Source organism: Glutamicibacter sp. 0426 (genome assembly GCF_001906485.1).
Classification (GTDB): Bacteria; Actinomycetota; Actinomycetes; order Actinomycetales; family Micrococcaceae; genus Glutamicibacter; species Glutamicibacter nicotianae.
Window position 1 is genome coordinate 795,913 of the sequence record NZ_MPBI01000001.1, and the last position, 25,311, is coordinate 821,223.

At 61.8% G+C, this 25,311-nt stretch carries 21 protein-coding genes and 1 pseudogene; 15 read left to right on the forward strand and 7 right to left on the reverse strand.

Annotation, left to right across the window (positions count from 1 at the left end):
• Positions 1-24: 24 nt before the first annotated feature.
• The 3 genes from thrS to pdxS all read left to right on the forward strand — a co-directional run bounded on the left by thrS (position 25) and on the right by pdxS (position 4,263).
• Positions 25-2,040, forward strand: a complete 2,016-nt coding sequence (gene thrS, locus BKX98_RS03785; protein WP_073706183.1) for a threonine--tRNA ligase — start codon at positions 25-27, stop codon at positions 2,038-2,040.
• A 23-nt stretch (positions 2,041-2,063) separates the two neighbouring features.
• On the forward strand, positions 2,064-2,630 hold the full coding sequence (locus BKX98_RS03790) for an HIT domain-containing protein (protein WP_073706184.1): 567 nt from the start codon (positions 2,064-2,066) through the stop codon (positions 2,628-2,630).
• Between the two features lie 730 nt (positions 2,631-3,360).
• A complete protein-coding gene (gene pdxS / locus BKX98_RS03795) occupies positions 3,361-4,263 on the forward strand; it encodes a pyridoxal 5'-phosphate synthase lyase subunit PdxS (RefSeq protein ID WP_073706185.1) in 903 nt (300 codons plus the stop codon).
• Positions 4,264-4,813: 550 nt separating this feature from the next.
• Here the strand turns inward: pdxS and BKX98_RS03805 are convergent.
• Positions 4,814-5,274, reverse strand: a pseudogene (locus BKX98_RS03805) (prevent-host-death protein).
• 444 nt (positions 5,275-5,718) lie between these two features.
• Here BKX98_RS03805 and BKX98_RS03810 point away from each other — a divergent pair.
• Complete coding sequence (locus tag BKX98_RS03810) at positions 5,719-6,279, forward strand: dihydrofolate reductase family protein (protein ID WP_073706186.1); 561 nt, start codon at positions 5,719-5,721, stop codon at positions 6,277-6,279.
• Between the two features lie 74 nt (positions 6,280-6,353).
• Here the strand turns inward: BKX98_RS03810 and BKX98_RS03815 are convergent, their stop codons facing one another.
• Together BKX98_RS03815 and BKX98_RS03820 are read right to left on the reverse strand one after the other, a co-directional pair.
• Entirely contained in the window at positions 6,354-7,121 is a 768-nt protein-coding gene (locus BKX98_RS03815; protein WP_073706187.1) for a GNAT family N-acetyltransferase, read from the reverse strand.
• Positions 7,121-9,133 (reverse strand): M3 family metallopeptidase, encoded by a 2,013-nt coding sequence (locus BKX98_RS03820; RefSeq protein WP_073706188.1) that lies wholly within the window; start codon positions 9,131-9,133, stop codon positions 7,121-7,123. Before BKX98_RS03820 ends, BKX98_RS03815 begins: the two co-directional genes overlap by 1 nt.
• Positions 9,134-9,416: 283 nt before the next feature.
• Between BKX98_RS03820 and BKX98_RS03825 the strand changes: the two genes are divergently transcribed.
• Positions 9,417-10,415, forward strand: coding sequence for a CapA family protein (locus tag BKX98_RS03825; RefSeq protein WP_233125268.1), 999 nt, complete (start codon positions 9,417-9,419; stop codon positions 10,413-10,415).
• Positions 10,416-10,420: 5 nt separating this feature from the next.
• On the opposite strand, the gene BKX98_RS03830 is transcribed toward BKX98_RS03825, so the two are convergent.
• Both BKX98_RS03830 and BKX98_RS03835 read right to left on the reverse strand, forming a co-directional pair.
• A complete protein-coding gene (locus BKX98_RS03830) occupies positions 10,421-11,056 on the reverse strand; it encodes a DUF6226 family protein (RefSeq protein WP_143181010.1) in 636 nt (211 codons plus the stop codon).
• A gap of 42 nt (positions 11,057-11,098) precedes the next feature.
• On the reverse strand, positions 11,099-11,932 hold the full coding sequence (locus BKX98_RS03835; RefSeq protein ID WP_073706191.1) for an aldo/keto reductase: 834 nt from the start codon (positions 11,930-11,932) through the stop codon (positions 11,099-11,101).
• A 158-nt stretch (positions 11,933-12,090) separates the two neighbouring features.
• On the opposite strand from BKX98_RS03835, the gene pdxT reads away from it, so the two are divergent.
• The 9 genes from pdxT (at position 12,091) to BKX98_RS03880 (ending at position 21,736) form a co-directional block, all read left to right on the forward strand.
• The gene (gene pdxT / locus BKX98_RS03840; RefSeq protein ID WP_083586603.1) at positions 12,091-12,702 is read left to right on the forward strand and encodes a pyridoxal 5'-phosphate synthase glutaminase subunit PdxT; all 612 of its coding nucleotides are present in this window, start codon (positions 12,091-12,093) and stop codon (positions 12,700-12,702) included.
• Between the two features lie 3 nt (positions 12,703-12,705).
• Positions 12,706-13,464, forward strand: coding sequence for a YebC/PmpR family DNA-binding transcriptional regulator (locus BKX98_RS03845; protein ID WP_073706193.1), 759 nt, complete (start codon positions 12,706-12,708; stop codon positions 13,462-13,464).
• A gap of 3 nt (positions 13,465-13,467) precedes the next feature.
• Complete coding sequence (ruvC, locus tag BKX98_RS03850; RefSeq protein ID WP_073706194.1) at positions 13,468-14,067, forward strand: crossover junction endodeoxyribonuclease RuvC; 600 nt, start codon at positions 13,468-13,470, stop codon at positions 14,065-14,067.
• Between the two features lie 106 nt (positions 14,068-14,173).
• Complete coding sequence (ruvA, locus tag BKX98_RS03855; protein ID WP_066138500.1) at positions 14,174-14,791, forward strand: Holliday junction branch migration protein RuvA; 618 nt, start codon at positions 14,174-14,176, stop codon at positions 14,789-14,791.
• Positions 14,792-14,817: 26 nt separating this feature from the next.
• On the forward strand, positions 14,818-15,867 hold the full coding sequence (gene ruvB / locus BKX98_RS03860; protein WP_073706195.1) for a Holliday junction branch migration DNA helicase RuvB: 1,050 nt from the start codon (positions 14,818-14,820) through the stop codon (positions 15,865-15,867).
• Positions 15,868-16,054: 187 nt separating this feature from the next.
• Positions 16,055-16,465 (forward strand): preprotein translocase subunit YajC, encoded by a 411-nt coding sequence (gene yajC / locus BKX98_RS03865; protein WP_233125269.1) that lies wholly within the window; start codon positions 16,055-16,057, stop codon positions 16,463-16,465.
• 60 nt (positions 16,466-16,525) lie between these two features.
• Entirely contained in the window at positions 16,526-18,268 is a 1,743-nt protein-coding gene (secD, locus tag BKX98_RS03870; protein ID WP_073706196.1) for a protein translocase subunit SecD, read from the forward strand.
• On the forward strand, positions 18,261-19,229 hold the full coding sequence (gene secF, locus BKX98_RS03875; RefSeq protein WP_073706197.1) for a protein translocase subunit SecF: 969 nt from the start codon (positions 18,261-18,263) through the stop codon (positions 19,227-19,229). Before secD ends, secF begins: the two co-directional genes overlap by 8 nt.
• A 239-nt stretch (positions 19,230-19,468) precedes the next feature.
• A complete protein-coding gene (locus BKX98_RS03880; RefSeq protein ID WP_038991313.1) occupies positions 19,469-21,736 on the forward strand; it encodes a bifunctional (p)ppGpp synthetase/guanosine-3',5'-bis(diphosphate) 3'-pyrophosphohydrolase in 2,268 nt (755 codons plus the stop codon).
• A gap of 22 nt (positions 21,737-21,758) precedes the next feature.
• Here BKX98_RS03880 and BKX98_RS03885 read toward each other — a convergent pair whose 3' ends face one another.
• Together BKX98_RS03885 and BKX98_RS03890 are read right to left on the reverse strand one after the other, a co-directional pair.
• Positions 21,759-22,382 (reverse strand): hypothetical protein, encoded by a 624-nt coding sequence (locus BKX98_RS03885; RefSeq protein WP_143181011.1) that lies wholly within the window; start codon positions 22,380-22,382, stop codon positions 21,759-21,761.
• A gap of 60 nt (positions 22,383-22,442) precedes the next feature.
• The gene (locus BKX98_RS03890) at positions 22,443-23,801 is read right to left on the reverse strand and encodes a DUF349 domain-containing protein (RefSeq protein WP_073706199.1); all 1,359 of its coding nucleotides are present in this window, start codon (positions 23,799-23,801) and stop codon (positions 22,443-22,445) included.
• 143 nt (positions 23,802-23,944) lie between these two features.
• Here BKX98_RS03890 and hisS point away from each other — a divergent pair, with 143 nt between their 5' ends.
• Positions 23,945-25,267: a histidine--tRNA ligase gene (hisS, locus tag BKX98_RS03895; RefSeq protein ID WP_073706200.1), complete on the forward strand. Its 1,323-nt coding sequence runs from the start codon at positions 23,945-23,947 to the stop codon at positions 25,265-25,267.
• The last annotated feature ends 44 nt before the right edge of the window (positions 25,268-25,311 follow it).

Genomic DNA, 25,311 nt, shown 5'->3' on the forward strand with positions numbered 1-25,311 from the left:
GATTGAAAGGTAGAACCCGATCTCATGAGCGAGCAGCTGACTCTCACCATTGACGGCGAGCAGGTACAGGTGGACGCGGGAACGACCGGTCTGCAGCATTTCGCCAATGACAAGGACGTGGTTGTCATGCACGTCGATGGCGTACTGCGCGACCTGGCCCGCGAACTGGAAGCCGGAACCACTGTCACCCGCGTAACCATCAACGATCCAGAAGGATTGGAGGTGCTGCGCCACTCGACCGCCCACGTGATGGCCCAGGCTGTGCAGCAGCTGCGCCCGGATTCCAAGCTGGGCATCGGCCCGTACATCACCGATGGTTTCTACTTCGACTTCGATGTCGAAGAACCGTTCACCCCGGAAGACCTCAAGCAGCTGGAAAAGATGATGCAGAAGATCATCAACCAGAACCAGCTCTTCGTCCGCCGCGAAGTATCCCCGGCGGAAGCCAAGGCCGAAATGGCCAACGAGCCCTACAAGTGCGAGCTGCTGGCCAAGGCCGACTCCGCAGACACCTCGGGCGAAGGCGTGACCGTCGAGGTCGCCGCCGGGGAGACCACCATCTACGACAACGTCGACCGCAAGTCCGGCGACACCGTCTGGAAGGACCTGTGCCGCGGCCCGCACCTGCCGAACACGAAGCTGATCAAGAACGCGTTCGCACTGACCCGCTCGGCCGCCGCGTACTGGCTGGGCAGCGAGAAGAACAAGCAGCTGCAGCGCATCTACGGCACCGCCTGGCCAACCAAGGAAGACCTCAAGGCCTACCAGGAGCGACTGGCCGAGGCCGAGCGCCGCGACCACCGCAAGCTCGGCGCCGAGCTGGACTTGTTCTCCTTCCCCGACGAGCTGGGCTCGGGCCTGCCGGTGTTCCACCCCAAGGGCGGCATCATCAAGCGCGAGATGGAAGACTACGTGCGCGACCGCCACGTCGAAGAGGGCTTCCAGTACGTGGGCACCCCGCACATCTCCAAGGACGGGCTGTTCCACACCTCGGGCCACCTGCCGTACTACGCGGACACCATGTTCCCGGCACTGCACATCGACGAGGAGCGCGACGAGGACGGCAACATCACCAAGCAGGGCCAGGAATACCGCCTGAAGGCGATGAACTGCCCGATGCACAACCTGATCTTCCGCGGCCGCGGACGCAGCTACCGCGAACTGCCGCTGCGCCTGTTCGAGTTCGGCCACGTCTACCGCTACGAGAAGTCCGGCGTGGTTCACGGCCTGACCCGTGTGCGCGGTTTCGCCCAAGACGACTCGCACTCCTACGTCACCAAGGAGCAGGCACCGGCCGAGGTCGAGCACCTGCTGAACTTCATGCTCTCGCTGCTCAAGGACTTCGGCATGGACGACTTCTACCTGGAGCTGTCCACCCGCGATCCGGAGTCGGACAAGTTCATCGGCACCGACGAGCAGTGGGCGGAAGCCACCGCGGTGCTTGAGCGTGTGGCCACCGAATCCGGCGTGGAACTGGTTGCCGACCCGGGTGGTGCAGCGTTCTACGGGCCGAAGATCTCGGTCCAGGCCAAGGACGCCATCGGCCGCACCTGGCAGATGGGCACCGTGCAGTACGACTTCAACCAGCCGGCACGCTTCGGCCTGGAGTACCAGGCTGCCGACGGAACCCGCCAGGAACCGGTGATGATCCACGCCGCGAAGTTCGGCTCCATCGAGCGTTTCCTTGGCGTGCTCACCGAGCACTACGCCGGCGCCTTCCCGGCATGGCTCTCGCCGGTGCAGGTTCGCGCGATCCCGGTGGCCGAGGCCTTCAACGGCTACCTCGAAGAGGTTGTCGCCAAGCTCAAGGCGCAGGGCGTCCGCGTGGAACTGGATGACTCGTCGGACCGCTTCCCGAAGAAGATCCGCAACGCGTCCAAGGACAAGATTCCATTCGTGCTCATCGCCGGCGGCGAAGATGCTGATGCGAACGCCGTGTCCTTCCGCTTCCGCGACGGCAGCCAGGAAAACCAGGTGCCCATCGATGATGCGGTAGCCCGCATCGTTGAAGCCATCAAGAACCGCGACAACAACAACTAGTTCGGCCAGGGAGTCCATTGAGCATGCAGGAACACGCAGACCAGTCCGTGACCGACGACTTCGAACTCGCCGGAGTGCCGGATTCGTTCCAGCGCCTGTGGACTCCCTACCGGATGGCCTATATCAAGGGCGGGCAGGAACAGGTCAAGGATGAGGCCAGCTGCCCATTCTGCGCAGGTCCCGGCCGTACCGACGAGGAGGCGCTGATCGTCCACCGCGGCAAAACCTGCTACGTGATCCTGAACCTGTTCCCGTACAACCCCGGCCACCTGCTGGTCTGCCCGTACCGCCACGTGCCGAACTACACCGACATCACGGTTGAGGAGACGGCGGAAATGGCGGAGCTGGCGCAGCAGTCCATGCGCGTGCTGCGCAAGGTGTCCAATCCTGCCGGCTTCAACCTGGGCATGAACCAGGGCGAAGCCGGGGGAGCCGGCATCGCCGCCCACCTGCACCAGCACATCGTGCCCCGGTGGAACGGCGACGGGAACTTCTTCCCGATCATCGCGCAGACCAAGGCGATCCCGCAGACCCTCTCCGAGGTTCGCAGCGCCATTGCCGAGGCATGGGACAGCGAAACGCTGAACTAGGCATTAGCCGGCTCACGGGCCCGGCAGGACATCAATATGTCCTGCTGGGCCACTGGTTTTTAACGCGATTTTAACGCGAGAATCGCGATGCTGGCCTGAATCAAAGCAGTGTCTCATAGATAGTTGCGGAAACTTGGCGCAACGCCTCGCGGTCGAGGCGCCGAGCGAGTCTCAATACCATCTAGGGCTCTTGGGCGCTGTCCGGCAGATGATCGCGCGCGGCTTCAGGTCATGGAAGCGGGGAACCCTGGGATTGATGAGTTCGCGGAATGCCTCGCAGGCATCCAAGAACGTGTCGACGACCCGGATCCGTCTTATACCCGCGCCTGGACCACGCGGCTCTTGGGCGATGCCTGATAACTGCGGGAAGCGGCTGCAACGATTCAAAGAGGCATGAGCCTATTGCAATGCATGTCCGATGAAGCGGTGCGATGGGATGCCGGGGAATATGACGCGGGTGGAGGGCGGCAAAAGGGGCTGTGGCTGAGGTACTGGAAGCAAACCCTCAACTACGTGCCTAAAATATGTTTGACTAGTACATTTGTGCCGAAAGACTATGTTACGCACTAACCTCTGATCGGTAGACAAGTCTCCCGGTGCTGGATTGTGACGCAACACGTGAGGTAATAAAGCAAAGCGATCCTACGATTACTGGCGTACCACCTCGCTTAAAACCCTGAAATTCTGGGGCAAAACGAGTCACCGCAGTGTCGAAAGGAACCATTCCTCCATGTCTACGAACAACCAGAACTCCGTCGTCGGTTCGGACCGCGTCAAGCGCGGCATGGCCGAAATGCTCAAGGGCGGTGTCATCATGGACGTAGTCACCCCGGAGCAGGCACGTATCGCAGAAGACGCCGGTGCCGTGGCAGTCATGGCGCTGGAGCGCGTTCCCGCCGACATCCGTGCCCAGGGTGGCGTCTCGCGCATGAGCGACCCGGACATGATCGACGGCATCATTGCCGAGGTCTCCATCCCGGTCATGGCCAAGGCCCGCATCGGCCACTTCGTCGAGGCGCAGATCCTGCAGTCCCTGGGCGTCGACTACATCGACGAGTCCGAGGTCCTCTCGCCAGCTGACTACGAGAACCACATCGACAAGCAGCCGTTCACGGTGCCGTTCGTCTGCGGTGCCACCAACCTCGGTGAGGCCCTGCGCCGCATCAACGAGGGCGCTGCAATGATCCGCTCCAAGGGCGAGGCCGGCACCGGCGACGTCTCCAACGCCACCGGCCACATGCGCAAGATCCGTGCAGAGATCGCCAAGCTGTCCGCCCTGCCAGAGGACGAGCTGTATGTTGCAGCCAAGGAATTGCAGGCTCCATACGAACTGGTCAAGGAAGTTGCCGCCAACGGCAAGCTTCCGGTCGTGCTGTTCACCGCTGGCGGCATCGCCACCCCGGCCGATGCAGCAATGATGATGCAGCTGGGTGCCGACGGCGTCTTCGTCGGCTCGGGCATCTTCAAGTCCGGCAACCCGGTGCAGCGTGCCGAAGCCATCGTGAAGGCCACGACCTTCTTCGACAACCCGGACGAGCTGGCCAAGATCTCCCGCGGCCTGGGCGAGGCAATGGTCGGCATCAACGTCGCCGACGTGCCGGTGCCACACCGCTTGGCTGAGCGCGGCTGGTAAGCCCTGACTCCATAAGTGCTAAACGCCCACGCTACCGAACTTCTCGGTGGCGTGGGCCTTTGCTACCGGTTGCTGGTCAGAGGCCCAACCATTTACCCGTGCAGGAGCGGCGTCTGGATAGAACTATTTCCAGGTTCTAGTCGAGTCCGGCAATTGCTGACTGCTGGAACGGACGCGGCGTATGCCAGCGCTCGAAGTTAGTTCGTATCGTTTCGATGAATGGTGTGCACCTGTTCCAAGTACACCGTATGGTCGCTCACGTAGAACCAGATCCGAGCGGTACCCTTCGCAGTTGGCTTATGCTGCCACCTCTCATGGATCGACCCACCGCGTTTGACCGTCCCGAGTTCACCTTTCAGCCGATAATTCGTCGGAGTGGTGGCTTAGGGTTTGCGTGTGAGGAAGTCCCAGGCGTCCGACATTGGATTTCGGATCGTCGCAACCAGGTCCCGCCATCCTTTCTGGGCATCGGTAGTAGCGAAGCGGATCTCGTATTCGACCTTCTTCGGAGGCCGGGGGACCAGATTCCCCTTCTTGGCAGCGGCCACGATCAGGGGCGCTCCACGACGATCTCCACGTCATCTAGCCACTCAAGATCGGCGCTGCCGAGTCCCGCGGCGACTGCCGTAGCAGTCTCTTTCCATGACGTCAGCTCCGCGATCGCCAATTGAGGCTGGTTGGTGGAGAAAGAGGCCCGAGCAGCATCGACAAGCTCCTGCGCACAGGACTCGCGATCAGCAGGCGACAGGGCAAGCACCATGGCAAGTTCTGGTTCATGCGCTCGGCCAGTGTACCCCGGTCGTCGAGGGGCACGATGATCAATTGCGCAGCAAAGTGCAGTAGTCGGGCGCGTCCATCGGCCTCCCGCTGTGACATCAGCACCGGTGTCTCCCCGTCACGACGGGTTACCGTCACTGGATGTTCTTCCGCCTCGGCGAAGACCTCGGCCGAGTGCTTGCTCAGATCTGAGGAGCGCCTAGTCCGGGTTGGAGGCTCAGCTGCGATGGATATATTTCAATGCTATTCGGAATGTATTCGGAAGCCTAGAAGATGGGCGGTTGGCGACCGTAGGTCGAATTCCTGCGATCGGAGACGAGTTCTCGGGTCGAGCCAAGCAGAAAATGCCGATTGAGAATTCGATCAGACCTTGCTGCTGGTCGCACTGGTGTGTACCAACCACGTGCATTGGGCTAAAGCTCGGAGATGCCGATCAGGCGCTGCCGGCAGATATCAACCCGGCGTGCGGCACTCGGCGGCGCAGATCGTTTTGTGTACGTCAAGGCCCATGTGCCGGTCTCGAGTGGGGCCATCGCTGAGCAGGCACGCTACACCTTCGTTGACGATGGCTTGGCGTTCGAGCATTATCGTCCGTCACGGAACTTGCGTGGTGCAAGCGCGAATTGATCCCAGTGGAGTCGTAATTAATAGTGCTTGAGACATGGCAGACTGGAGAGCATGGGCGAGATCATTTTCGACGCAGCTGTCACCCTCAACGGCATTCTGGCAGATGAAAACCATAGCCTGCAATGGCTCTTCGATGTTCCGGGGGCCCAAGACCCCGACCCGGACCTGCTGCCCAAGAATGTCGGCGTGCATGTGGAAGGCGCGAATACCTACCTATGGCTGATCAAGAACGAGCAGTTCATCGAGAACCCGCAGAAGTGGCAGGAATATTATCGGGGGATCACCACGTATGTTTTCACCTCGCGGGACCTGCCAATTCCCGAGGGCGCTGACGTCCGCCTGGTCAATGGTGCGGTCGGAGAATTCTTGCCTGTAATCCGGGAGGCCGCGGGGGAGAAGAACATCTGGGTGCTCGGCGGAGGAGAGCTGCTGGGACAGTTCCTGGACATCGATGCACTCGACACCCTGGCATTGACTGTTGCGCCAGCAGCATTGTCTGCAGGAGCCGCATTGCTGCCACGCAGTATTGGCAGTGACCGGTTGGAACTGGATGAAGCACGGAAAGCCGGGCCATTTGCCCGCCTCGTCTACCGGGTCCTTCCAACTAAGTGAACAAGTTTTAAAAGACTCGACTGGCCACCGGAAAATTCGGTGGCCAGTCAAGTTCCCGCCGTTTTAGCTGTTCGCTACTGGTTCCACGAGCGCAACACCATGTGGCGTCCGCGACCAAGAAGCTTGAGCCCATTGGCGCTGAAGAAGTCGGCGCTGGACGGCGTGGCCGCCGCGAGCAGCTCCTGCGGCACCTCGTCGTCTGGAGGCGACAGCGGATTGATCATGGAACGCGACAGGCCGTGCAGCAAGGCGGTGCCAATGCCATGGCGGCGATGTTCCTTGCCTACAGCTAGGGCATGCACCATGAGCTGTCCGTTCAGGCCCTGCTGGGCAAAGCCCCGGCCGACGATCTCTCCCTCGTCGGTGCGAGCCAAGGCATGCTCAACACGACGCAAGGCCGGATGCCCGCTGGATAGCTGGGTACTGGTCTCGCGCCACAGATTCGTCACGTTCAGCTCGGCCGCATCAGCGCCGGAGGCCTCAGGCACATTATTGCCCAAACGGATCTTTCCGTTCCAGCGATCCATGGGAATGGCCAACGGGCCAGCATGCCATGAGACTTGGGCATTATCGGAGAATCCTGCTGCCTTCAGCTCATCCGAGTGGGCGCCTGAGTTGACCCATGCTTCCACGCGCCGGGCGCCTAGCCGGTGGCCTTCGGCCAGCGCCGGGCGCAGGCCCGCCTGCTCCGGCTGCTCGGGGAACAACAGGATCAGGCGCTTGCGTACCGGCTGCCAGGCCCATGAGCATCCGTGTGTGGTAAAGATCTTGCCGCCGGTGGCTACTGCCAGTGCCTGATGCCAGTGGCTTAGCGCTTCCTGTGCGGAGGCAATAGTGGTCATTATTCTGCGTTCACCAATCCTCGACGGCGCAGCAACGGTTCAACCACTGCGGTGCGGCCGCGGAATAACTCGTAGGACTCAAGGGGATCGCGCGTATTGCCGCGCGACAGCAGTTCCTCGCGGAACCGATTACCATTTTCGCGCATCAAGCCGCCATTTTCCTCGAACCACTGCACAGTGTCGGCATCGAGCACCTCACTCCAGATGTAGGAGTAGTAGCCAGCGGAGTATCCATTGGCGAAAATGTGCTGGAAATAACCGGTGCGGTAACGAGGCGGAATCAGCTCGGTATCGAAGCCGGCTTGCTGAAGCACGTCTTGTTCGAACTGCAGCGGATCGGCGATAACGGTCCCGGCGCTGATGGTATGCCAGGCCCAGTCGAGCACGCTGGCAGCCAGGTACTCGGTGGTTGCAAAACCCTGGCCCCATAGCGAAGCTGCGCGGATCTTCTCGATCAGCGCCTCGCTCAACGCTTCGCCGCTCTGGTGGTGGACTGCATAACCGGTGACGACATCCTCGTGGAGCATCCACATCTCGTTGACCTGGGAAGGGAACTCCACGAAGTCGCGCGGGACCGAGGTGCCGGCAAGAGAAGCGTATTTTCCACTGGAGAACATGCCGTGCAGCGCGTGGCCGAACTCATGGAAGAGCGTATTCGCCTCATCCATGGACAGCAGGATTGGATCACCAGGCGCAGGCGGGGTGATGTTCAAGGTGTTGGTGACGATCGGTCGTTCTTCCAGGAATGAAGCGGCATCGCGCAGGCTGGTCATCCACGCGCCGCCCTTCTTCGTGTCCCGGGCCAGATAGTCTCCGGTGTAGAGCGCCAAAGGCTTGCCATCGGCGTCGAAGACTTCGAAGACCCGAACGTCCGGGTGGTAGGCAGGCAGGTCGAACCGTTCCTGGAAGGTGATGCCGAACAGCTTGGTAGCCGTCGCGAAGACCCCATCGATGAGCACCCGGTCCAACTCGAAGTAGTTGCGCAGCGCTTCGGAATCCACCGAGTACTGATCACGCAGGACCTGATTGGAGAAGTATTTCCAATCCCACGCGTTGATTTCAGCACCGGAAATCTCACCGAGCACCTCAGCTTCCCTCCGGGCGTTTGCGGTGGCAGCTTTCGTCAGTTCGGCTAGGCGCTCTTCCACCGCAGCGGTGGAAGGGGCGGTGGCTTGGGCGAGCACGGTTTCGGCATGATTGGCGAATCCGAGCAGCGCGGCTCGTTCGGCACGAAGCTGCGCCATTTCGGCGGCAATGTGAATTGTCGCGTTATCCTCGGTGCCACGGCTCGTTGATGCATTGAAAACCTTGCGGCGGGACTCGCTTGAGGCCAGCGACTCCAGAACCGGCTGCTGGGTCGGAGAAACCAACGCCAGCAGGTAGCCCGACTCGTGGCCTGCTTGCTTCGCCGCCTCCGCTGCCGACTCGATGGCTGGACCGGACAGGCCGTCGAGTTCCGCTGCATCCTCGAAGTGCACCGCATGGGCGTTCTGATTCTTCAGCACGAGGTCAGCGAACTGCGTTGAAAGTTCGGCCAGCTTCGCGTTCAGTGCCTTCAGGCGATCCTTTTCGGCATCGCCCAAGCCTGCCCCGGCCAATTGGAAATTCTTCAAAGTTTGATCCGCTAAGCGGGCGTCTTCACCCTGGAGGCTTGCACAATCCAAGGCTTGTAAACGCGAATACAAGGTTTGGTTCAGGTAGATCTCGTCTTCCTGCTCGGACCAGATCGATGAAATCTCTGATTGAATCGCCCGCAGATCTTCCGTCCCATGGGCAGAAATCACCGAGAAGTAGGTCATGAGCGCACGGCGCAGGGTCTGCCCGCTGGCTTCCAAAGCGAGGAAGGTGTTCTCGAAAGTCGGCTCCTGCGTATCGTCAATAATGCGCTGCAGCTCTTCGCGTTGCTCGGCTGCCCCGAGACGAACTGCCTCCACGTAATGCTCTGCAGTGAGCTGGTCGAAGGCTGGCCACTGATAGGGCCTGGTACTGGGAGTCAGAAGAGGGTTTTGCATAGGCCTAGGTTTTCATGGAAAAAGTGATTCAGCTTGCATTTACACCCCGCATATCAAGCTGGGCTAGGCTCGATGCATGCCCCAACGTGCTCCGTCCGTAATACTTCCGCTTGGATCAACGCTCATGGCCGCGTTGCTGATTGGCGGCTGCTCTGCAATCCCGAGCAGCAATCAAGAACCAGCAACCCCGCGGTCTTCCGTTCAGTCCTCATCGGATCCGGCTTCAAGTCCAACCACGGAGGATAGCTCTGCCGCACCGTCGAGTCCCGAAGAACTCTCGCTGATGGTCACCGGAGACGTCTTGCTGCATCCTCAGCTATTGGATGAAGCCGAGAAGGCAGCTGGCGCACAATCGGGCAATGGCGAGGACTACGATTTCAGCCCATTGCTGGCGGGCCTGGCCCCCTATGTCCAGGACGCAGATGTGGCGCTTTGCAATCTGGAGACACCAATTGGTATCCCTCCGTATTCCGGGTATCCGCGGTTCACCGTCCCGGAACAAATCCTCATCGATCTCGAAGCCATTGGCTACGACGGATGCACCACTGCCACCAATCACACGGTCGATGCCGGTACGGCCGGAGTCGAACGAACACTCGATGCGCTGGAGTCCAATGGGCTGTTTGCGACAGGCTCCTACCGCAATGAAAAGGACTCCGAAAAACCGTCCATCCTGGAAACAAACGGGGTGAAGCTCGGGGTAGTAACCAGCACCTATTCGCTTAACGGACTGCCGGAAGCAGCTCACTGGCAGGTCGATACCGGAGTGGATGCGCAGGAGCTGATTACCCGGGGCAAGGAAACGCGCAAGTCCGGAGCGGACATCGTGGTGGCAGCCGTGCACGATGGAGCTGAATACACCACCGAGCCGACCGCCTCGCAAAGAAAACTCGGCCAGGCCCTGGCAGAATCTGGCGTCTTCGATTTCATCTACATGCACCACACCCACTCGGTCCTGCCCATTGAGAAGCACGACGGAACCTGGATCGTCTACGGTTTGGGAAACTCTGTGGCCAAGCATGCAACGCCGACCATTCTCAACCGCGAAGGCATCAGCGTGAAGGCAACATTCACCCAGGACGAACCTGGCGAATGGGAGGTCAGCAACTTGCGGTGGGTTCCGCACCAGTTGTCGAACGGGCCGGTAGCGTGGTGCCAAGTCTTCAACGCTGATGGATGCGTTCCGGAAGCTGATGGGCAAGCGTCCCTGAAGCGCAGTGAAGCCACCGTGAATGCCTATGGCGCCTTTGAGGATGGACTGCAGGCGTGGACGCTGGACTGAGCTAGCTAGCGTCTGGGCCACGCTTCCCATGCACCGTTTGGAGGCAGAATCGCTTGCGCCTTGGCCAGCTGGGCCGGCGATATGTCATCGAGGCCGCCGGATTGCTCACTGAATTCCGTCTCCTTGGCAACGAAACGATGCACGAGGCGGCCAGCGCCGATATCCAAGGACTCGCCAAATGTTCCGGACACGGCTGCCCCCACCTGGGCTTCCAGTTCCTCGATCATCTCGGGAACGTGTTCATCGCAGGCGTCGCAACCGCAGGTCGGGAAAACCGCGTGGTAAAGCGCACCGAGCTCCAGATGCACCCCGGGAAAGGTCGTAAGGATCATGCCCAATGGAGCGCAGCGCGAATTCAACGGAAGGATCCGGACAGAACTCACCACGGTGTCCGGCGGAATCCGCAGTTCGGCGGCCAGTCCGGGATCATCGAAGCAGCGCACCTCGAATTGCTCCTGCATCCAGCTCAGCAACGCCCGGGCTACTTGCTGCACCGGGGCAAAACGCTGGGGGTGGGCGGTTACCGAGTAGCTGTCGTCAGCTGGCTGCCCATCCCATCGTTGGCCGTAGGCGATCGGGGTCCCAAGCTCGTCGAAGTACTCCCCGGGGACGTTGTCCGGCCGCTGGTAGCCAAGGAGCATGCCCAGTTCCTCCTTCCGCATCAAAGACCGGCGATCAGTGGATTAATGCCCGAATTCATCTGAATCCGTGAAGGGGCCGACTCCGGTATCCATGGCATCGATGGTGGCCATGTCCTCCGGGCTGAGCTGGAAGCCGAAAATGTCCAGGTTCTCACTTTGCCGGCGCGGATCGGCCGATTTCGGTGCCGCGGCTCGTCCGGACTGGACATGCCAGCGCAGGGTCACCTGGGCGGTGCTCTTCCCATGCGCTCGGGCAATCCGTGCCAGGGCGGGATCCGAGCGGAACCCGGACTTCTGCCGTCCCAATGGGGAATAGGCTTCGGTCCGCACGCCATGCTCCGTATTGAAAGCTTGCCAATCGACGTTTTGCCGCTCAGGGTCCACCTGGATCTGGTTCAGTGCCGGCACGAGCCCGGCATCGAGGACCTTCTGCAACTGGTAAGGCTTGAAATTCGAGACGCCGGCGGCCCGGATCTTGCCCTCGGCAACGAGCTTGTCCAGCTCAATGAAGGCTTCCACGTGGGTGTTCTGCTGCGGGTTTGGCCAATGGATCAGGAACAGGTCCACATAGTCGAGGCCAAGGCGGGACAGGGAGTTGTCCAACGCCTGACGTACGCCCTGGGCCGAATGCCACATCTTGTTGAACTTGGTAGTGACGAACAATGCATCGCGGTCAAGCCCGCTTAGCGCCAAGGCCTGGCCTACGGCATCCTCGTTCTCATAGTTCTCCGCCGTGTCCACGCGGCGGTAACCCGTATCCAGGGCCGAACGGACCGCGGCAACCGCCTCCTGGCCGCGCAGGGGCCACGTGCCCAAGCCAATGGAAGGCATGCTCACGCCACCGGCAAGTTCGAGGGAAGAAATATCAGCAGTCATGTTCCCGAACCTACCAAGCTTCACGGGCTGCCAGGAGATTGCACCGAAGAATCCGCGACACACCGGGAAACAAAACCGGCGCACGGGGTCCATGGGTTTAACGTTGTTTCGGCGCATTTCCGTGTTGCCAGCCACCGAACACCATGAAGGTTACAACCATGCCGAAAATAGGCGTCCTCGCGCTGCAAGGGGATTTCCGCGAACACCTGGCCTCTTTTGAACGGCTTGGGCAACCTGCTCAGATGGTGCGCACTGTCGAGGATTTGGCGCAGGTCGACGCGCTGGTGCTTCCCGGCGGCGAGTCCTCGGTGATCGACCGGCTCTCCCGCAACTACGGGCTGGCCGATCCCATCAAGGAACGCATCGCCGACGGCATGCCGGTCTACGGCTCCTGCGCTGGAATGATCATGCTCGCCGATCGCATTGAGAATCCTGCAATCGCGCGGGATGGCGCGGTGCAGCAAAGCTTCGGCGGCATCGACATGACGGTGAAGCGCAATGCCTTCGGGCGCCAGGTCGACTCGTTCGAGCACCAGCTGGACTTCAACGGGCACACTCTCGAAGCGGTGTTCATCCGCGCCCCGGAAGCCGTGCAAGTTGGTCCGGATGTCGAGGTGATCAGCACCGTTCAAGCCGGGCCGAATGGCGGACAGGGTAGAATTGTTGCAGTACGCCAGGGAAAATTGTTGGCAACCAGCTTTCACCCGGAAGTCACCGGCAGCACGGCTATCCATCAATTTTTCATCAATCTCACGCGAGGAGACGCTTAAAGCATGTCAGGCCACTCCAAATGGGCAACTACCAAGCACAAGAAGGCGGCGATCGACGCCAAGCGCGCCAAGGCCTTCGCCAAGTTCATCAAGGGCATTGAAGTTGCCGCCCGTGCCGGCGGAGCCGACTTGTCCGGCAACCCGGCCCTGGAACTTGCCGTCAGCAAGGCCAAGAAGAACTCCGTGCCGATCAACAACATCGACCGCGCAATCAAGCGTGGCGCTGGCCTGACCGGTGAGGTCGTCGACTACACCGAGATCATCTACGAAGCACGCGGCCCGCAGGGCTCGGCGTTGCTGATCGAGTGCCTGACCGACAACAAGAACCGCGCAGCCTCCGAGGTCCGCGTGGGCATCACCCGCAATGGCGGCACCGTCGCCGACCCGGGATCGGTGGCCTACCTGTTCAACCGCCAGGGCGTAGTGCGCCTGCCCAAGGGCGAGCTGACCGAAGATGACCTGCTGATGATCGTGCTGGATGCCGGTGCCGACGAGATCCTGGACGAGGACGAGAACTTCGCCATCGTGTGCGATCCTTCGGACCTGCGCGCGGTCGCAGCGGCGCTGGACGAGAACGATATCGCCTACGAATCCGACGAAATGGAATTCCTGCCGTCGATGAAGGTGGAACTGGATGTCGACGGAGCACGCAAGTTCCTGAAGCTCTACGACGCACTGGAAGAACTGGACGATGTCCAGGGCATCTACACCAACGCCGACCTGTCCGATGAGGTTCGCGCCGCATTGGACGAAGAGCAGTAGGGCTTGGCCTTACGTGTTGTCGGCGTCGACCCCGGCCTGACCCGTTGCGGTCTTGCCGTGGTCGACGTCGCTGCTAACAGGCAGGTTTCGCTGGTGGACGTCACCGTCGCCGGCACCCCGCCGGGCACCCCGCTCGACGCCCGGCTCTTGACGATCGCCAACGCGATCGAGTCGTGGCTGGATCAGCATCAGCCGGATGTGCTCGCCCTGGAACGCGTATTTGCTTCGGCGAACGTCTCCACAGTGATCGGCACCGCCCAGGTCACCGGCGTGGTGATCACCGCAGCTGCGCGACGGGGCATTCCTGTTGCGTTGCATACGCCGACCGAGGTCAAGGCCGCGGTGACTGGTTCCGGCCAGGCGACCAAGGCGGCGATCGGCAAGATGATTGCCAAGATCTGCCGGCTTGATGAACCGCCGAAACCTGCCGACGCCGCTGACGCGGTGGCTCTGGCAATTACCCATGGCTGGCGCGGAGCGGCCACCGGCTCGAACGCCTCGGCCTCTGCGGTGCATGCCGGCGGGTCCTCGCAGCTGACAGGTGCGCAGCAGGCATGGATCGCCGCCGAAGCGTCAGCCAAGCGCCGCGCGGTGCGCCGCTAGCCGGCTGCCGGGCAATGGTCTCGACCCACCGGGAAACGCGGCGGATCGATATTCGTAGGTATCTTCGATAAACTGGGTTTCATCGAACATACTTCCAAGGAGTGGCATGATCAGCTCATTGACCGGCACCGTGCAGGCGGTTGCACTGAACACCGCGGTAATCGACGTTAACGGCTTCGGAATGCTGGTCAACGCCACCCCCGGAACGCTGTCCGGCCTGCATCAAGGGCGCGAGGCGACGGTCTTCACCTCCATGGTGGTGCGCGAGGACTCCATGACCCTCTTCGGCTTCGCCACCGCTGAGGAGCGCGATGTCTTCGAGGTCCTGATCTCCGTATCGGGAATCGGGCCGCGCACCGGCCTGGCCATCCTTGCCGTGCATTCTCCTGAAGAAGTGCGCATCGCGGCGAACACGAAGGACACCGCCGCCTTCACCAAGGTGTCCGGCATCGGCCCCAAGGGCGCCAGCCGGATCGTGCTGGAACTGAACGGCAAGCTGGTCCCGACCGGCGCGCCGGTGGCTCCGGTGTCCGGCGGCGGTACCGCCAGCGTCTGGGAACCGCAGGTGATCGAAGCGCTGACCGGACTGGGCTGGAGCGAAAAGGATGCAACCAGTACCCTGAAGTCGCTGTCCAAGGCCGATCCGGATGTCGTTGCCACCGGTAACGTCGCAGAAATCCTGCGTGCCGCGCTGCGCAGCATGTCCAGCGGAACCCGCGTCTAAGCGGTCTGCGAGAGGATCGACTTTTCATGAATGACTCCACCGGGCTCACGAACGCCGGCAGCGAACCCGAAGAACGGGTTATCGAAGCTGCCCTGCGCCCGCGGAACCTCGACGACTTCGTCGGCCAATCCCGGGTGCGCCAGCAGCTTTCGCTGGTACTCGAAGCAGCCAAGATCCGCGAACGCACCGCGGACCACGTACTGCTCTCGGGTCCGCCCGGGCTGGGCAAGACCACTTTGTCGATGATTATCGCCGCCGAGATGAACGCGCCATTGCGCATCTCATCCGGCCCGGCAATCCAGCACGCGGGCGACCTGGCCGCGATCCTCTCTTCGCTGACCGAGGGCGAGGTGCTGTTCTTGGATGAAATCCACCGCATGTCGCGGCCTGCCGAAGAAATGCTCTACATGGCGATGGAAGACTTCCGGGTCGACATCGTCGTCGGCAAGGGGGCTGGCGCGACAGCCATTCCACTGGAACTTCCGCCGTTTACGCTCGTTGGGGCGACCACGCGTGCGGGCTTGCTGCCTGGGCCGCTGCGCGACCGCTTCGGCTTCACCGGGCACCTGGAGTTCTACGCGGTCAAGGAACTCGAGCTGGTACTGCGCCGTTCGGCAATGATGCTGGATCTGAGCGTGACCTCAGCTGCATTCACCGAGATCGCCGGTCGATCCCGCGGAACCCCGCGTATCGCCAACCGCCTGCTGCGCCGCGTGCGCGACTGGGCCCTGGTGCACAAGCTCGAAGAGATCGATGCCAAGGCAGCGGCTGCCGCTCTGGACATGTACGAGGTCGATGCGCGCGGACTGGACCGCCTGGACCGCGGAGTGCTGGAAGCACTGTGCACGAAATTCGGCGGGGGACCGGTGGGGCTTTCAACCCTGGCCATTGCCGTGGGCGAAGAAACCGAAACCGTCGAAACCGTCGCCGAGCCATACCTGGTGCGCGAAGGATTGATGGGCCGGACCCCGCGAGGGCGCATCGCCATGCCCGGAGCCTGGGAGCATCTGGGCTTGGCCATGCCCAAGGATGCCGTCTTCGCCAGTGCGCAAGGCTATGAAAACGATGAGGATTAGGCAAGCATTACTTCACTGCCCGCGTAAATGGCCTGCCGGTTCACCGTGACCCATTAGACTAAAGACGCCCGACCTGTGCCCATTTCAGGGTAAGGTGGGGCGTCTTTGCTGTTTCGCGCCAGAAAATGGCGCAGCGGCATCCCAGAATTCCAGATCAAATCGCAACGAATCGTTAGCAGGTAAATACGTGAATCCTCTCGTAATCGCACAGGCCGCTGGTGGCGGCTTCAACCCATCGCTGATCCTGATGGTCGCCCTGTTTGCAGTGCTGATCTTCATGATGTTCCGTGGCCGCAAGAAGCAGGCCGCCCAGCAGGAGAAGCTGAAGAACAACACCGTGCCAGGCGCCAAGGTGATGACCAACTCGGGAATTTTCGGCACCGTCGTCGGTGTAGACGCAGAGGATCGCGTACAGGTTGAGGTTTCGCCAGGCGTGGTGCTGACCCTGCACCGCCAGGCCATCGCCACCTTCCTGGACAAGGATGCGGCAACCCCGGCCGCTGCCGACGAACCAGCAGCACCCTCCAGCACCACCGAAACCCCGGAAGAGTCCCTGCGTCGCTTGAACGACGAGGGCAAGGACGAGCGCAACGCCTAAGTCCCGGGCAGCATAGCGGTGGCCTGAAGGCTAAGCCACCCGAACCAGAAAGCACATTAGATGTCATCAATCAGACCTGTTAAGCAGGCGCGCAAAGCGTTGCTGTGGTTGCTGGTCGTCTTCATCATCGCAACCGGCGTGTTGGTGGGTGGTGCGGTGAACGGCAAAACCGGATGGGGGCCGAAGCTGGCCCTCGACCTCGAAGGCGGCACCGAGATGATCCTGGCCCCTCGGGTCCAGGGCGACGAGGCGATCAACCAAGAGCAGCTGGACCAAGCGGTGGAGATCATCCGCCAGCGCGTGGACGGTTCCGGTGTCACCGAATCGGAAATCACCACCCAGTCCGGACGCAACGTCGTGGTCTCGATGCCCGGTACCCCGGACCAGACCACCCGCGATTTGATCCAGGCCTCGGCCAACATGGAATTCCGCCCGGTGCTGATCACCGGTGGCTTCGCGGCCACTCCGAAGGAAGACCGCACCCCCAAGGAAGACCTGCCAAAGCCTAGCGGCAAGCCGGAGAATCCATCGGATACCAACTGGATCACCCCAGAGCTGTTCCAGGAGTTCGAAGGCTACGACTGCGAGGTAGAGCTCAAGGATCGCGGTGGCGAAGCCGCCGACCCAGACAAGCCAATGATCTCCTGCGACCGCGAGATGGGCGTGAAGTACATCCTCGGCCCGCAGGAAATCTCCGGTGACATGATCAAGGACGCCTACGCCCAGTTGGCCCGCGGCGTCAATGGATCGGTGACCGGCGAATGGGTCGTCGTTATCGAGTTCAACGCCGAAGGCACCAAGCTCTTCGCGGATACCACCCAGCGTCTGATTGCCCTGCAGGGGTCGCAGAACCAGTTCGCTATCGTGCTTGATGGCGAAACCATTTCGGCGCCAACCACCAATGCAGTGATTTCCGATGGCCGTCCGCAGATTTCCGGCGGTTTCACCCAGGAAAGCTCGCAGGCGTTGGCCGAGCAGCTGAAGTACGGCGCGCTGCCAATCAGCTTCGACATCCAGTCCGAGCGCCAGGTTTCCGCAACCCTGGGCGCTGACCAGCTCACCGCTGGCCTCATCGCCGGCATCATCGGCCTGGTTCTGGTCTTCATCTACTCGCTGTTCCAGTACCGGGCCTTGGGCCTGGTGACCATCGCGTCGCTGCTGGTTTCCGGCGTGCTCACCTACCTGGCGCTGGTGCTGCTGGGCTGGGGCATGAACTACCGCCTGTCGCTGGCAGGCGTCGCCGGCCTGATCGTTGCCATCGGCCTCATCGCCGACTCGTTCATCGTGTACTTCGAGCGCGTGCGCGACGAGCTGCGCGAAGGCAGGCCGCTGGCAAGCGCCGTGGATATCGGCTGGAAGCGCGCCAAGCGCACCATTCTGGCATCCAAGGCAGTGAACGTGCTGGCCGCAATCGTGCTCTACATCGTTGCCGTGGGCAACGTGCGAGGCTTCGCCTTCACCCTGGGCCTGACCGCCATCATCGACCTCATCGTCGTGTACGGCCTGACCCACCCGACCTTGGTGCTGCTGGCACGCACCAAGTTCTTCGCCAACGGCCACCCGATGTCGGGCATGGATCCATCGTTGCTTGGCGTCAAGCCGCTGTACCAGGGCGCGGGCAAGGTTCGCCGCTTCGATGAGAATGTTGCGGCAAATCGCGGCAAGAAGAATGCGAAGGCATCGGCTGAGGCAGCGAAGCGCATGACCATTGCCGAACGCCGCCGTGCACAGACCGAGCAGTCCGCTGGCTCGAACGCGTCTGGCAGCACGCAGGCCAAGGCCCAGGAGGAGAACAATGAATAAGCTAGTCACTTGGGGCAACGAGCTCTACACCGGCAAGCGTTCCTACCCGTTCACTTCCAAGCACCGCTTGTGGTTCCTGATCGCCGGCATCCTGGTGATCCTGTCCATCCTGATCCCGGTGGTCAAGGGCGGCTTCAATCTGGGTATCGACTTCCGCGGCGGTTCTGAATTCACCGTTTCGGATGTGCAGAACACGGATATCTCGATTGGCGAAGAGACGGTCAGCTCAGTGGCTTCGGGATCTGAGGCAACGGTGACCAATATTGCTCCGGGCACCATGCGCGTGCAGACCGAGCGTTTGAGCGATGACCAGACCCTGGCCATTGCCGATCAGCTCGCGAAGAACTACGGCGTCAGCAGCGACGAAGTGACCAGCAACTTCATCGGCCCGACCTGGGGCGAAGACGTTTCACGCCAGGCACTGTTTGGCCTGGTCGTCTTCGTGGTCCTGGTGGGCTTGCTGATGGCAGCATACTTCCGCACCTGGAAGATGTCACTGGCAGCGATCGTCGGCCTGATGGCAGTGGTGATCGTGACTGGGGGCATCTACTCGCTGACCGGTTTCGAAATCACGCCGAGCGCGATCATCGGCTTCCTGACCATCCTGAGCTACTCGCTGTATGACACCGTGGTGGTTTTCGACAAGGTCCGCGAAAACACCAAGGACTACACCCAGCAGACCAAGCGCACCTTCGAGCAGCTGGTCAACCTCGCTGTGAACCAGACCTTGGTCCGCTCGATCAACACCTCGGTTGTGGCCGTGCTGCCTGTGGCCGCGATCCTGTTCATCGGCTCCTACCTGCTGGGAGCTGGTACGCTCAAGGACCTTTCCTTGGCGCTGTTCGTCGGCATCATCGTCTCGGCCCTGTCGACCCTGTTCGTCCAAGCACCGATGTTCCACTGGCTGCGCCACAAGGACGAGGACGTGGTTGCGCACGACAAGAAGATGGCAGCGCTCTAACGCGATCTGAAGTCTAGGATATGGTGCCCCCGGCAGATGGCCGGGGGCACCATATCGCTTAAGCTGGAAGATGCGTAATTAGTTGTCACCGCGCGAACGTGCTATAACGTTTGAACTAAAGAAGGTGTTTTTCAAGTGCACGGCCACCGGTGATCTGGCGGCCCGAAACTACCGATGGATTTGACCTGGCTCCATTCAGGCTTCGGGACAATTCCAACGGCAACGGGAAGGAGCGGGGCATGGCGAATACGCCTAACCTGAACAATTCGAAACGACGCTCTATCTCTCGTCTGGTGCGCTTTGCAGGCCGGGGGAGCACTCCGAGCACATCGCCGACTCTCGAACCGCTGCTGCGCACGGTCAAGTCCAAGCATCCGAAGGCGGATCTGGATTTGCTGGTCCGTGCCTACGAGGTCGCAGAAAAATATCATGAGGGCCAAAAGCGCAAGAGCGGCGACCCCTACATCACGCACCCTGTCGCGGTCGCCACGATCTTGGCAGAAATGGGCATGACCGGTTCGATTCTCGCCGCTGCCTTGCTGCACGACACGGTCGAAGACACCGAGTACTCCCTCGAGTCGGTGAAGAAGGAATTCTCCGAAGAAATCGCCATGCTGGTGGACGGCGTGACCAAGCTGGACAAGGTCACCTACGGCGATGCGGCCCCCGCCGAAACCGTGCGCAAAATGGTCGTCGCGATGTCCCGCGACATCCGCGTGCTGCTGATCAAGTTGGCGGATCGCCTGCACAATGCACGCACCTGGCGCTACGTCTCGCCGGAATCCTCCTCCCGCAAGGCAAAGGAAACCCTGGAAATCTTCGCTCCGCTGGCACACCGCCTGGGCATGAACACGGTCAAATGGGAGCTGGAGGACCTGTCCTTCGCCGCTTTGCATCCCAAGGTCTACCAGGAGATCGTCCGCATGGTCGGCGACCGCACCCCTGAGCGCGAAAAGTACCTTTCATCAATCCGCCAGACCCTTTCGCACGATCTGGGAGATGTGGCCATCCACGCCTCGGTATCCGGCCGGCCCAAGCACTACTATTCGATCTACCAGAAGATGATCGTGCGCGGCAAGGACTTCGACGACATCCACGACCTGATGGGCGTGCGGATCCTGGTCGACACCGTCAAGGACTGCTACGGCGCGCTGGGCGTCGTGCACGCGGAGTGGAATCCGCTGCCCAACCGCTTCAAGGACTACATCGCCATCCCGAAGCTGAATCTCTACCAGTCGCTGCACACCACGGTGATGGGTCCCGAGGGCAAGCCCGTGGAAATCCAGATCCGCACCCATGACATGCATGTGCGCGCTGAATACGGCGTCGCCGCGCATTTCCAGTACAAGCATGGCCAGACCGACAACTCCATGCTCTCTCCGGAGCAGAACATGGATTGGCTGCGCTCCCTGATGGAATGGCAAGCCGACACCGCCGACTCCGAAGAATTCCTGGACGGGCTGCGCTACACCATCAGCTCCGCCGAGGTCTACGTGTTCACCCCGAAGGGCGACATCATGTCCCTGCCGGTTGGGGCAACACCGGTGGACTTCGCCTACTCGATTCACACCGACGTAGGGCACCGCACCATCGGTTCGCGCGTCAATGGCAAGCTCGTGCCCCTGCATACCGAACTCAAGCAGGGCGATGTGGTGGAGGTCTTCACCTCCAAGGCCGAAGGCGCCGGCCCATCCCAGGACTGGCAGAATTTCGTCAAGTCGCCGCGGGCCAAGGCGAAGATCCGCGGCTACTTCTCCAAGGAGCGCCGCGAAGAGGCCATCGAAAAGGGCAAGGAGCTGCTGACCAAGGAACTGCGACGCAACCAGCTGCCGTTGCAGAAGCTGATGACGCACGATTTGCTCACCGCGGTAGCCAACGAGCTGCACCACACTGACATTTCTGCCCTGTACCAGTCGGTGGGCGACGGCCATACCAGTGCGCAAAACGTCATCGAGCATCTAACGGCTCTGATCGGCCCGCCAGAAGCCGAACAGGTCGATGAGGAAGCGGTAATCCACCCGGTCGCTCCTAGCCCGTCTACGGGCAATGAGGCCGGCGTGATCGTCGAAGGCCTGGGTGACGTGCTGGTCAAGCTGGCGCGTTGCTGCACCCCCGTGCCGCCAGACGAGATCCAGGGCTTCGTCACCCGTGGCGCCGGCGTCTCGGTGCACCGCACGGATTGCCTGAACCTGACGCAGCTCGCTGAGCAGCCGGATCGGCTCGTCAACGTCACGTGGGCCACCAAGCACCATGGCGTATTCCTGGTCGAAATCCAGGTCGAGGCGCTGGATCGCAAGTCGCTGCTGTCCGACGTGACCCGGATCCTCTCCGAAAGCCACCTGAACATCCTCTCGGCCAGTGTGCAGACCAGCAAGGACCGTGTTGCCATTTCCCGCTTTGCCTTCGAAATGGGCGACCCGAAGTTCCTGAGCCACGTGCTGAACCAGGTGCGGCGGATTGATGGCGTCTACGATGTCTACCGCACCACTGCGGGATCGCGCCGGTAACTTGCCTGGCCGGCCCCGCGGCCTATGCGGCCTGTGCTGTGCCGGAGAAGGACTGCACCAGGCGCAGCGCCCTGGATCGTTCAGGTGACGGATCCTCGCTATCCAGCGCCTGCCGGATCAGATCCAAGTTCAGGTAGGGGTCTGCCAGGGATATGACGGTGCCCAGCACCCGGCTGGCAATGGGCAATGGATCATATTTGGCGCAATCGCAGGCGCTGCGCAATGCCGTGGTGACCTTGATGCGGCTGCGGAATACCATCTGCGTATCTGGCACCTGCATCTGGGCGAATTCGGCCTTCAGGCCGTGCCCGGGATAAAAGGGTCGATGGTAGTTCTTGGTGTAGATGCACAAGGTGAAGACCGAGGGCAAGAGCCCGTGGATCCAGGCCGCGGTCTGGCGCGCCAGCACTGCATCGCGGCCCAGTTCCCGGCCGCAGGCGAAGCCCGCAATGCGGGCACGCACCGAGGCGTTGACCTCAATGCTGCTGGGCAGGAAGTAGTCACCAAGCACCTCGCGCAATAAGCCGTTGGAAGCCATGGCGGCCAATTCATTGCGGGTGAACATCTCGCCGGCGATCCAGAGATCCCCGGGAATGCGCAACGCGGCGGCGCGGGGTCCGGTAGCTGCGGAATTTCTCGTTTCCATAGAGCTACTGAACCAGTCCGCACCGCCGCGTTGGCGGGTTGCAAGCGATCTGTGGATTACTTACTGGAAGTCGGCTGCCGACTTCTCCAAGGTGCTCAGCCACATGCGGCGTGCATCCAGGGCTTCCTGGGCTGCCGCGATCTGCTTGGCATTGCCCTTGGCCTGCGCTGCTGCCAGATCATCTTCCAGAGCGGCGATGGTGTCCTGCAGCTGCGAGAGCATGGAGTTGGAACGGGCCTTGGTCTCCGGGTTGGAACGGCGCCACTGCTCGTCTTCGGCGCCCTTGACCGCGTCCTCGACCTGGCGCAGTGCCGATTCGATGCGCTGCAGGTCGTTGCGCGGCACCTTGCCGGCTTCTTCCCAGCGGGTGCGGATCGAATCCAGTTCCTTCTTGGCGGTAGCCAGGTCCTTGATCGGAAGCAGCGCGCGGGCTTCTTCCAGCAGCGCTTCTTTCACCACGAGGTTCTGGGCGTACTCTTCATCGATCTTGGCGTTGGCCGCGGCGCGAGCCTGGAAGAAGACATCCTGGGCGGCGCGGAAGCGGCTCCACAGCTGGTCGTCATCCTTGCGCGAGGCGCGGCGCGACTTCTTCCACTCATCCATGAGCTTGCGGTACTCGGCGGCCGTGGCAGCCCAGTCGGTCGAACCCTGCAGCGCCTCGGCGCGGGCGATCAGTTCTTCCTTGACTTCCTTGGCGGCCGCGTTGGTCGAATCCAGCTGCGAGAAGTATGCGCGGCGGTGGCGGTCGAAGGTGGTGCGGGCCGAACGGAACCGCTTCCACAGCGCATCCTCGGTGGCGCGCGGCAGGCGGACCGAGGAACGCTGCGCGCCCTTCCAGGCATCGAACAGCTCGTTCATGGTGGCCGAGGCGGTCTTCCACTGGATCTGCTCCGGGCGCTTGGCGGCCAGCGCCTCGGCCTGCTCGACAATGGCTTCGCGGGCAGCGAGCTGCTCGGCACGAGCCTCGTCGTTGGCCTTGCGCTGTTCGCTGGCCAATGCCTCGACGGCGACGCGGACATCTTCCAGGCGGGATTCCAGTGCCGGGATGTCGCCGACCATGTGGCGTTCTGCGACGGTGGCCGACAGCGCCTGCACAGCCTTGCTGAGCTCGCCGGCCGGGGCCTTGGCGACAACACGCTGCTCCAGCAGCATCAGCTGCGAGAGCGCGTCGTCGTATTTGCGCACGAAGTAGCCAAGGGCTTCTTCCTGCGTTGCGTCCGGGTACTGGCCCACGGGGGACTCGGCGCCGTCGATGATCACGAAGACGTGGCCGTCCTCGGTCACGCGGGCGAACTTGGCCGCTTCATCGAGGGGAGTGGTGTGTGCGACGCTTGGCGCTACAACCGGCTTTGCGGCAGGCTTCTGCGCCTGAGGCAAGGGGGTCTTCTGGCTGTCGTCGGATTGCTGACTGGTGGTCACCGCTGAAACTCTTTCACTTTACGAGCACTTGCTTTACCCAACTCTACCTGTGACCTCCGCTTCTTAGTAAGCCGACGTGCACAGGTTTCTCGGGTTTCGGGCTATAAGATGGGTAGGTAGCCCAATTTGCACTAAGGAGTTTCATGGCACGCAAGGCCTCACTATCAGGTTTCCCGGAATGGCTTCCAGCCGAACGGGCTGTCGAACAGCACGTGCTGGACACCTTGCGCCATGTCTTCGAACTGCATGGATTCGCCAATATCGAGACCCGTGCCGTGGAAACCCGCGCGCAGCTGCTGCGCAAGGGCGAAATCGACAAGGAAGTCTACGGACTGTCGCGCCTGGCCGCCGAGGATGACAAGAACGATCCGAACGCCCTGGCCCTGCACTTCGACCTCACCGTGCCTTTCGCCCGCTACGTGGTGGAGAACGCCGGACACCTGGCCTTCCCGTTCCGCCGCTACCAGATGCAGAAGGTGTGGCGCGGCGAACGCCCGCAGGATGGCCGTTTCCGCGAATTCACCCAGGCAGATATCGACGTCGTGGGCGATGGCGCCCTGCCCTTCAGCTACGACGTGGAACTGGCGCTGACCATCGCAGATGCGCTTTCCGCCCTGCCGATCGGAGATTTCCGCCTGCGCGTGAACAACCGCAAGCTGGCCGAGGGCTTCTACCGCGGTCTGGGCCTGGAGGATCCGGACGCCGTGTTGCGCGCCATTGACAAGCTGGAGAAGATCGGCGATGACGCAGTTGCCAAGATCCTCATCGAAGAAGTCGGCGCCACCGCCGAGCAGGCCGCCGCCGCCCTGGCCCTGGCCAAGATCCGCACCCTGGACACCTCCTTCATTGAGCAGGTCCGCGCCCTGGGTGTGACGCACGAGCTGCTGGACACCGGCCTGGATGAGCTCTCGCAGGTCATCGACGCCGCGTCCAAGCGCGCACCGGGCAAGGTCATGGCCGACCTGTCCATCGCCCGCGGCCTGGACTACTACACCGGCACCGTGTACGAGACCGTGCTGGTGGGCCATGAGTCGCTGGGTTCGATCTGCTCGGGAGGCCGCTACGAATCATTAGCTTCCAAGGGGAAGAAGAACTACCCGGGCGTGGGCCTGTCCATCGGCGTCACCCGCTTGGTCTCGCGCATCCTGGCCGAAGAGGTGGTAACCGCGAGCCGTTCGGTGCCGTCGGTGGTATATGTCACCTTGGCCAACGAGGACTCCTGGCACGAAGCTCAGGATGTCGCCGCGCAGCTGCGCGAGCGCGGCATTGCCTGCGAGGTCGCGGCCAGCGCGGAGAAGTTCGGCAAGCAGATCAAATACGCTGATCGCCGCGGGATTCCGTTCGTGTGGTTCACCCACGCCGACGGCACCCATGAGGTCAAGGACATCCGTTCCGGCGAGCAGGTGACCGCCGATCCGGCCACCTGGATGCCGGCCGAAGCAGATCTGAAGATCGCCATCAGCTAGTTTCAGAGCTTTGCCGCCCGCCCGCGCATCAGCAATGGTGCACT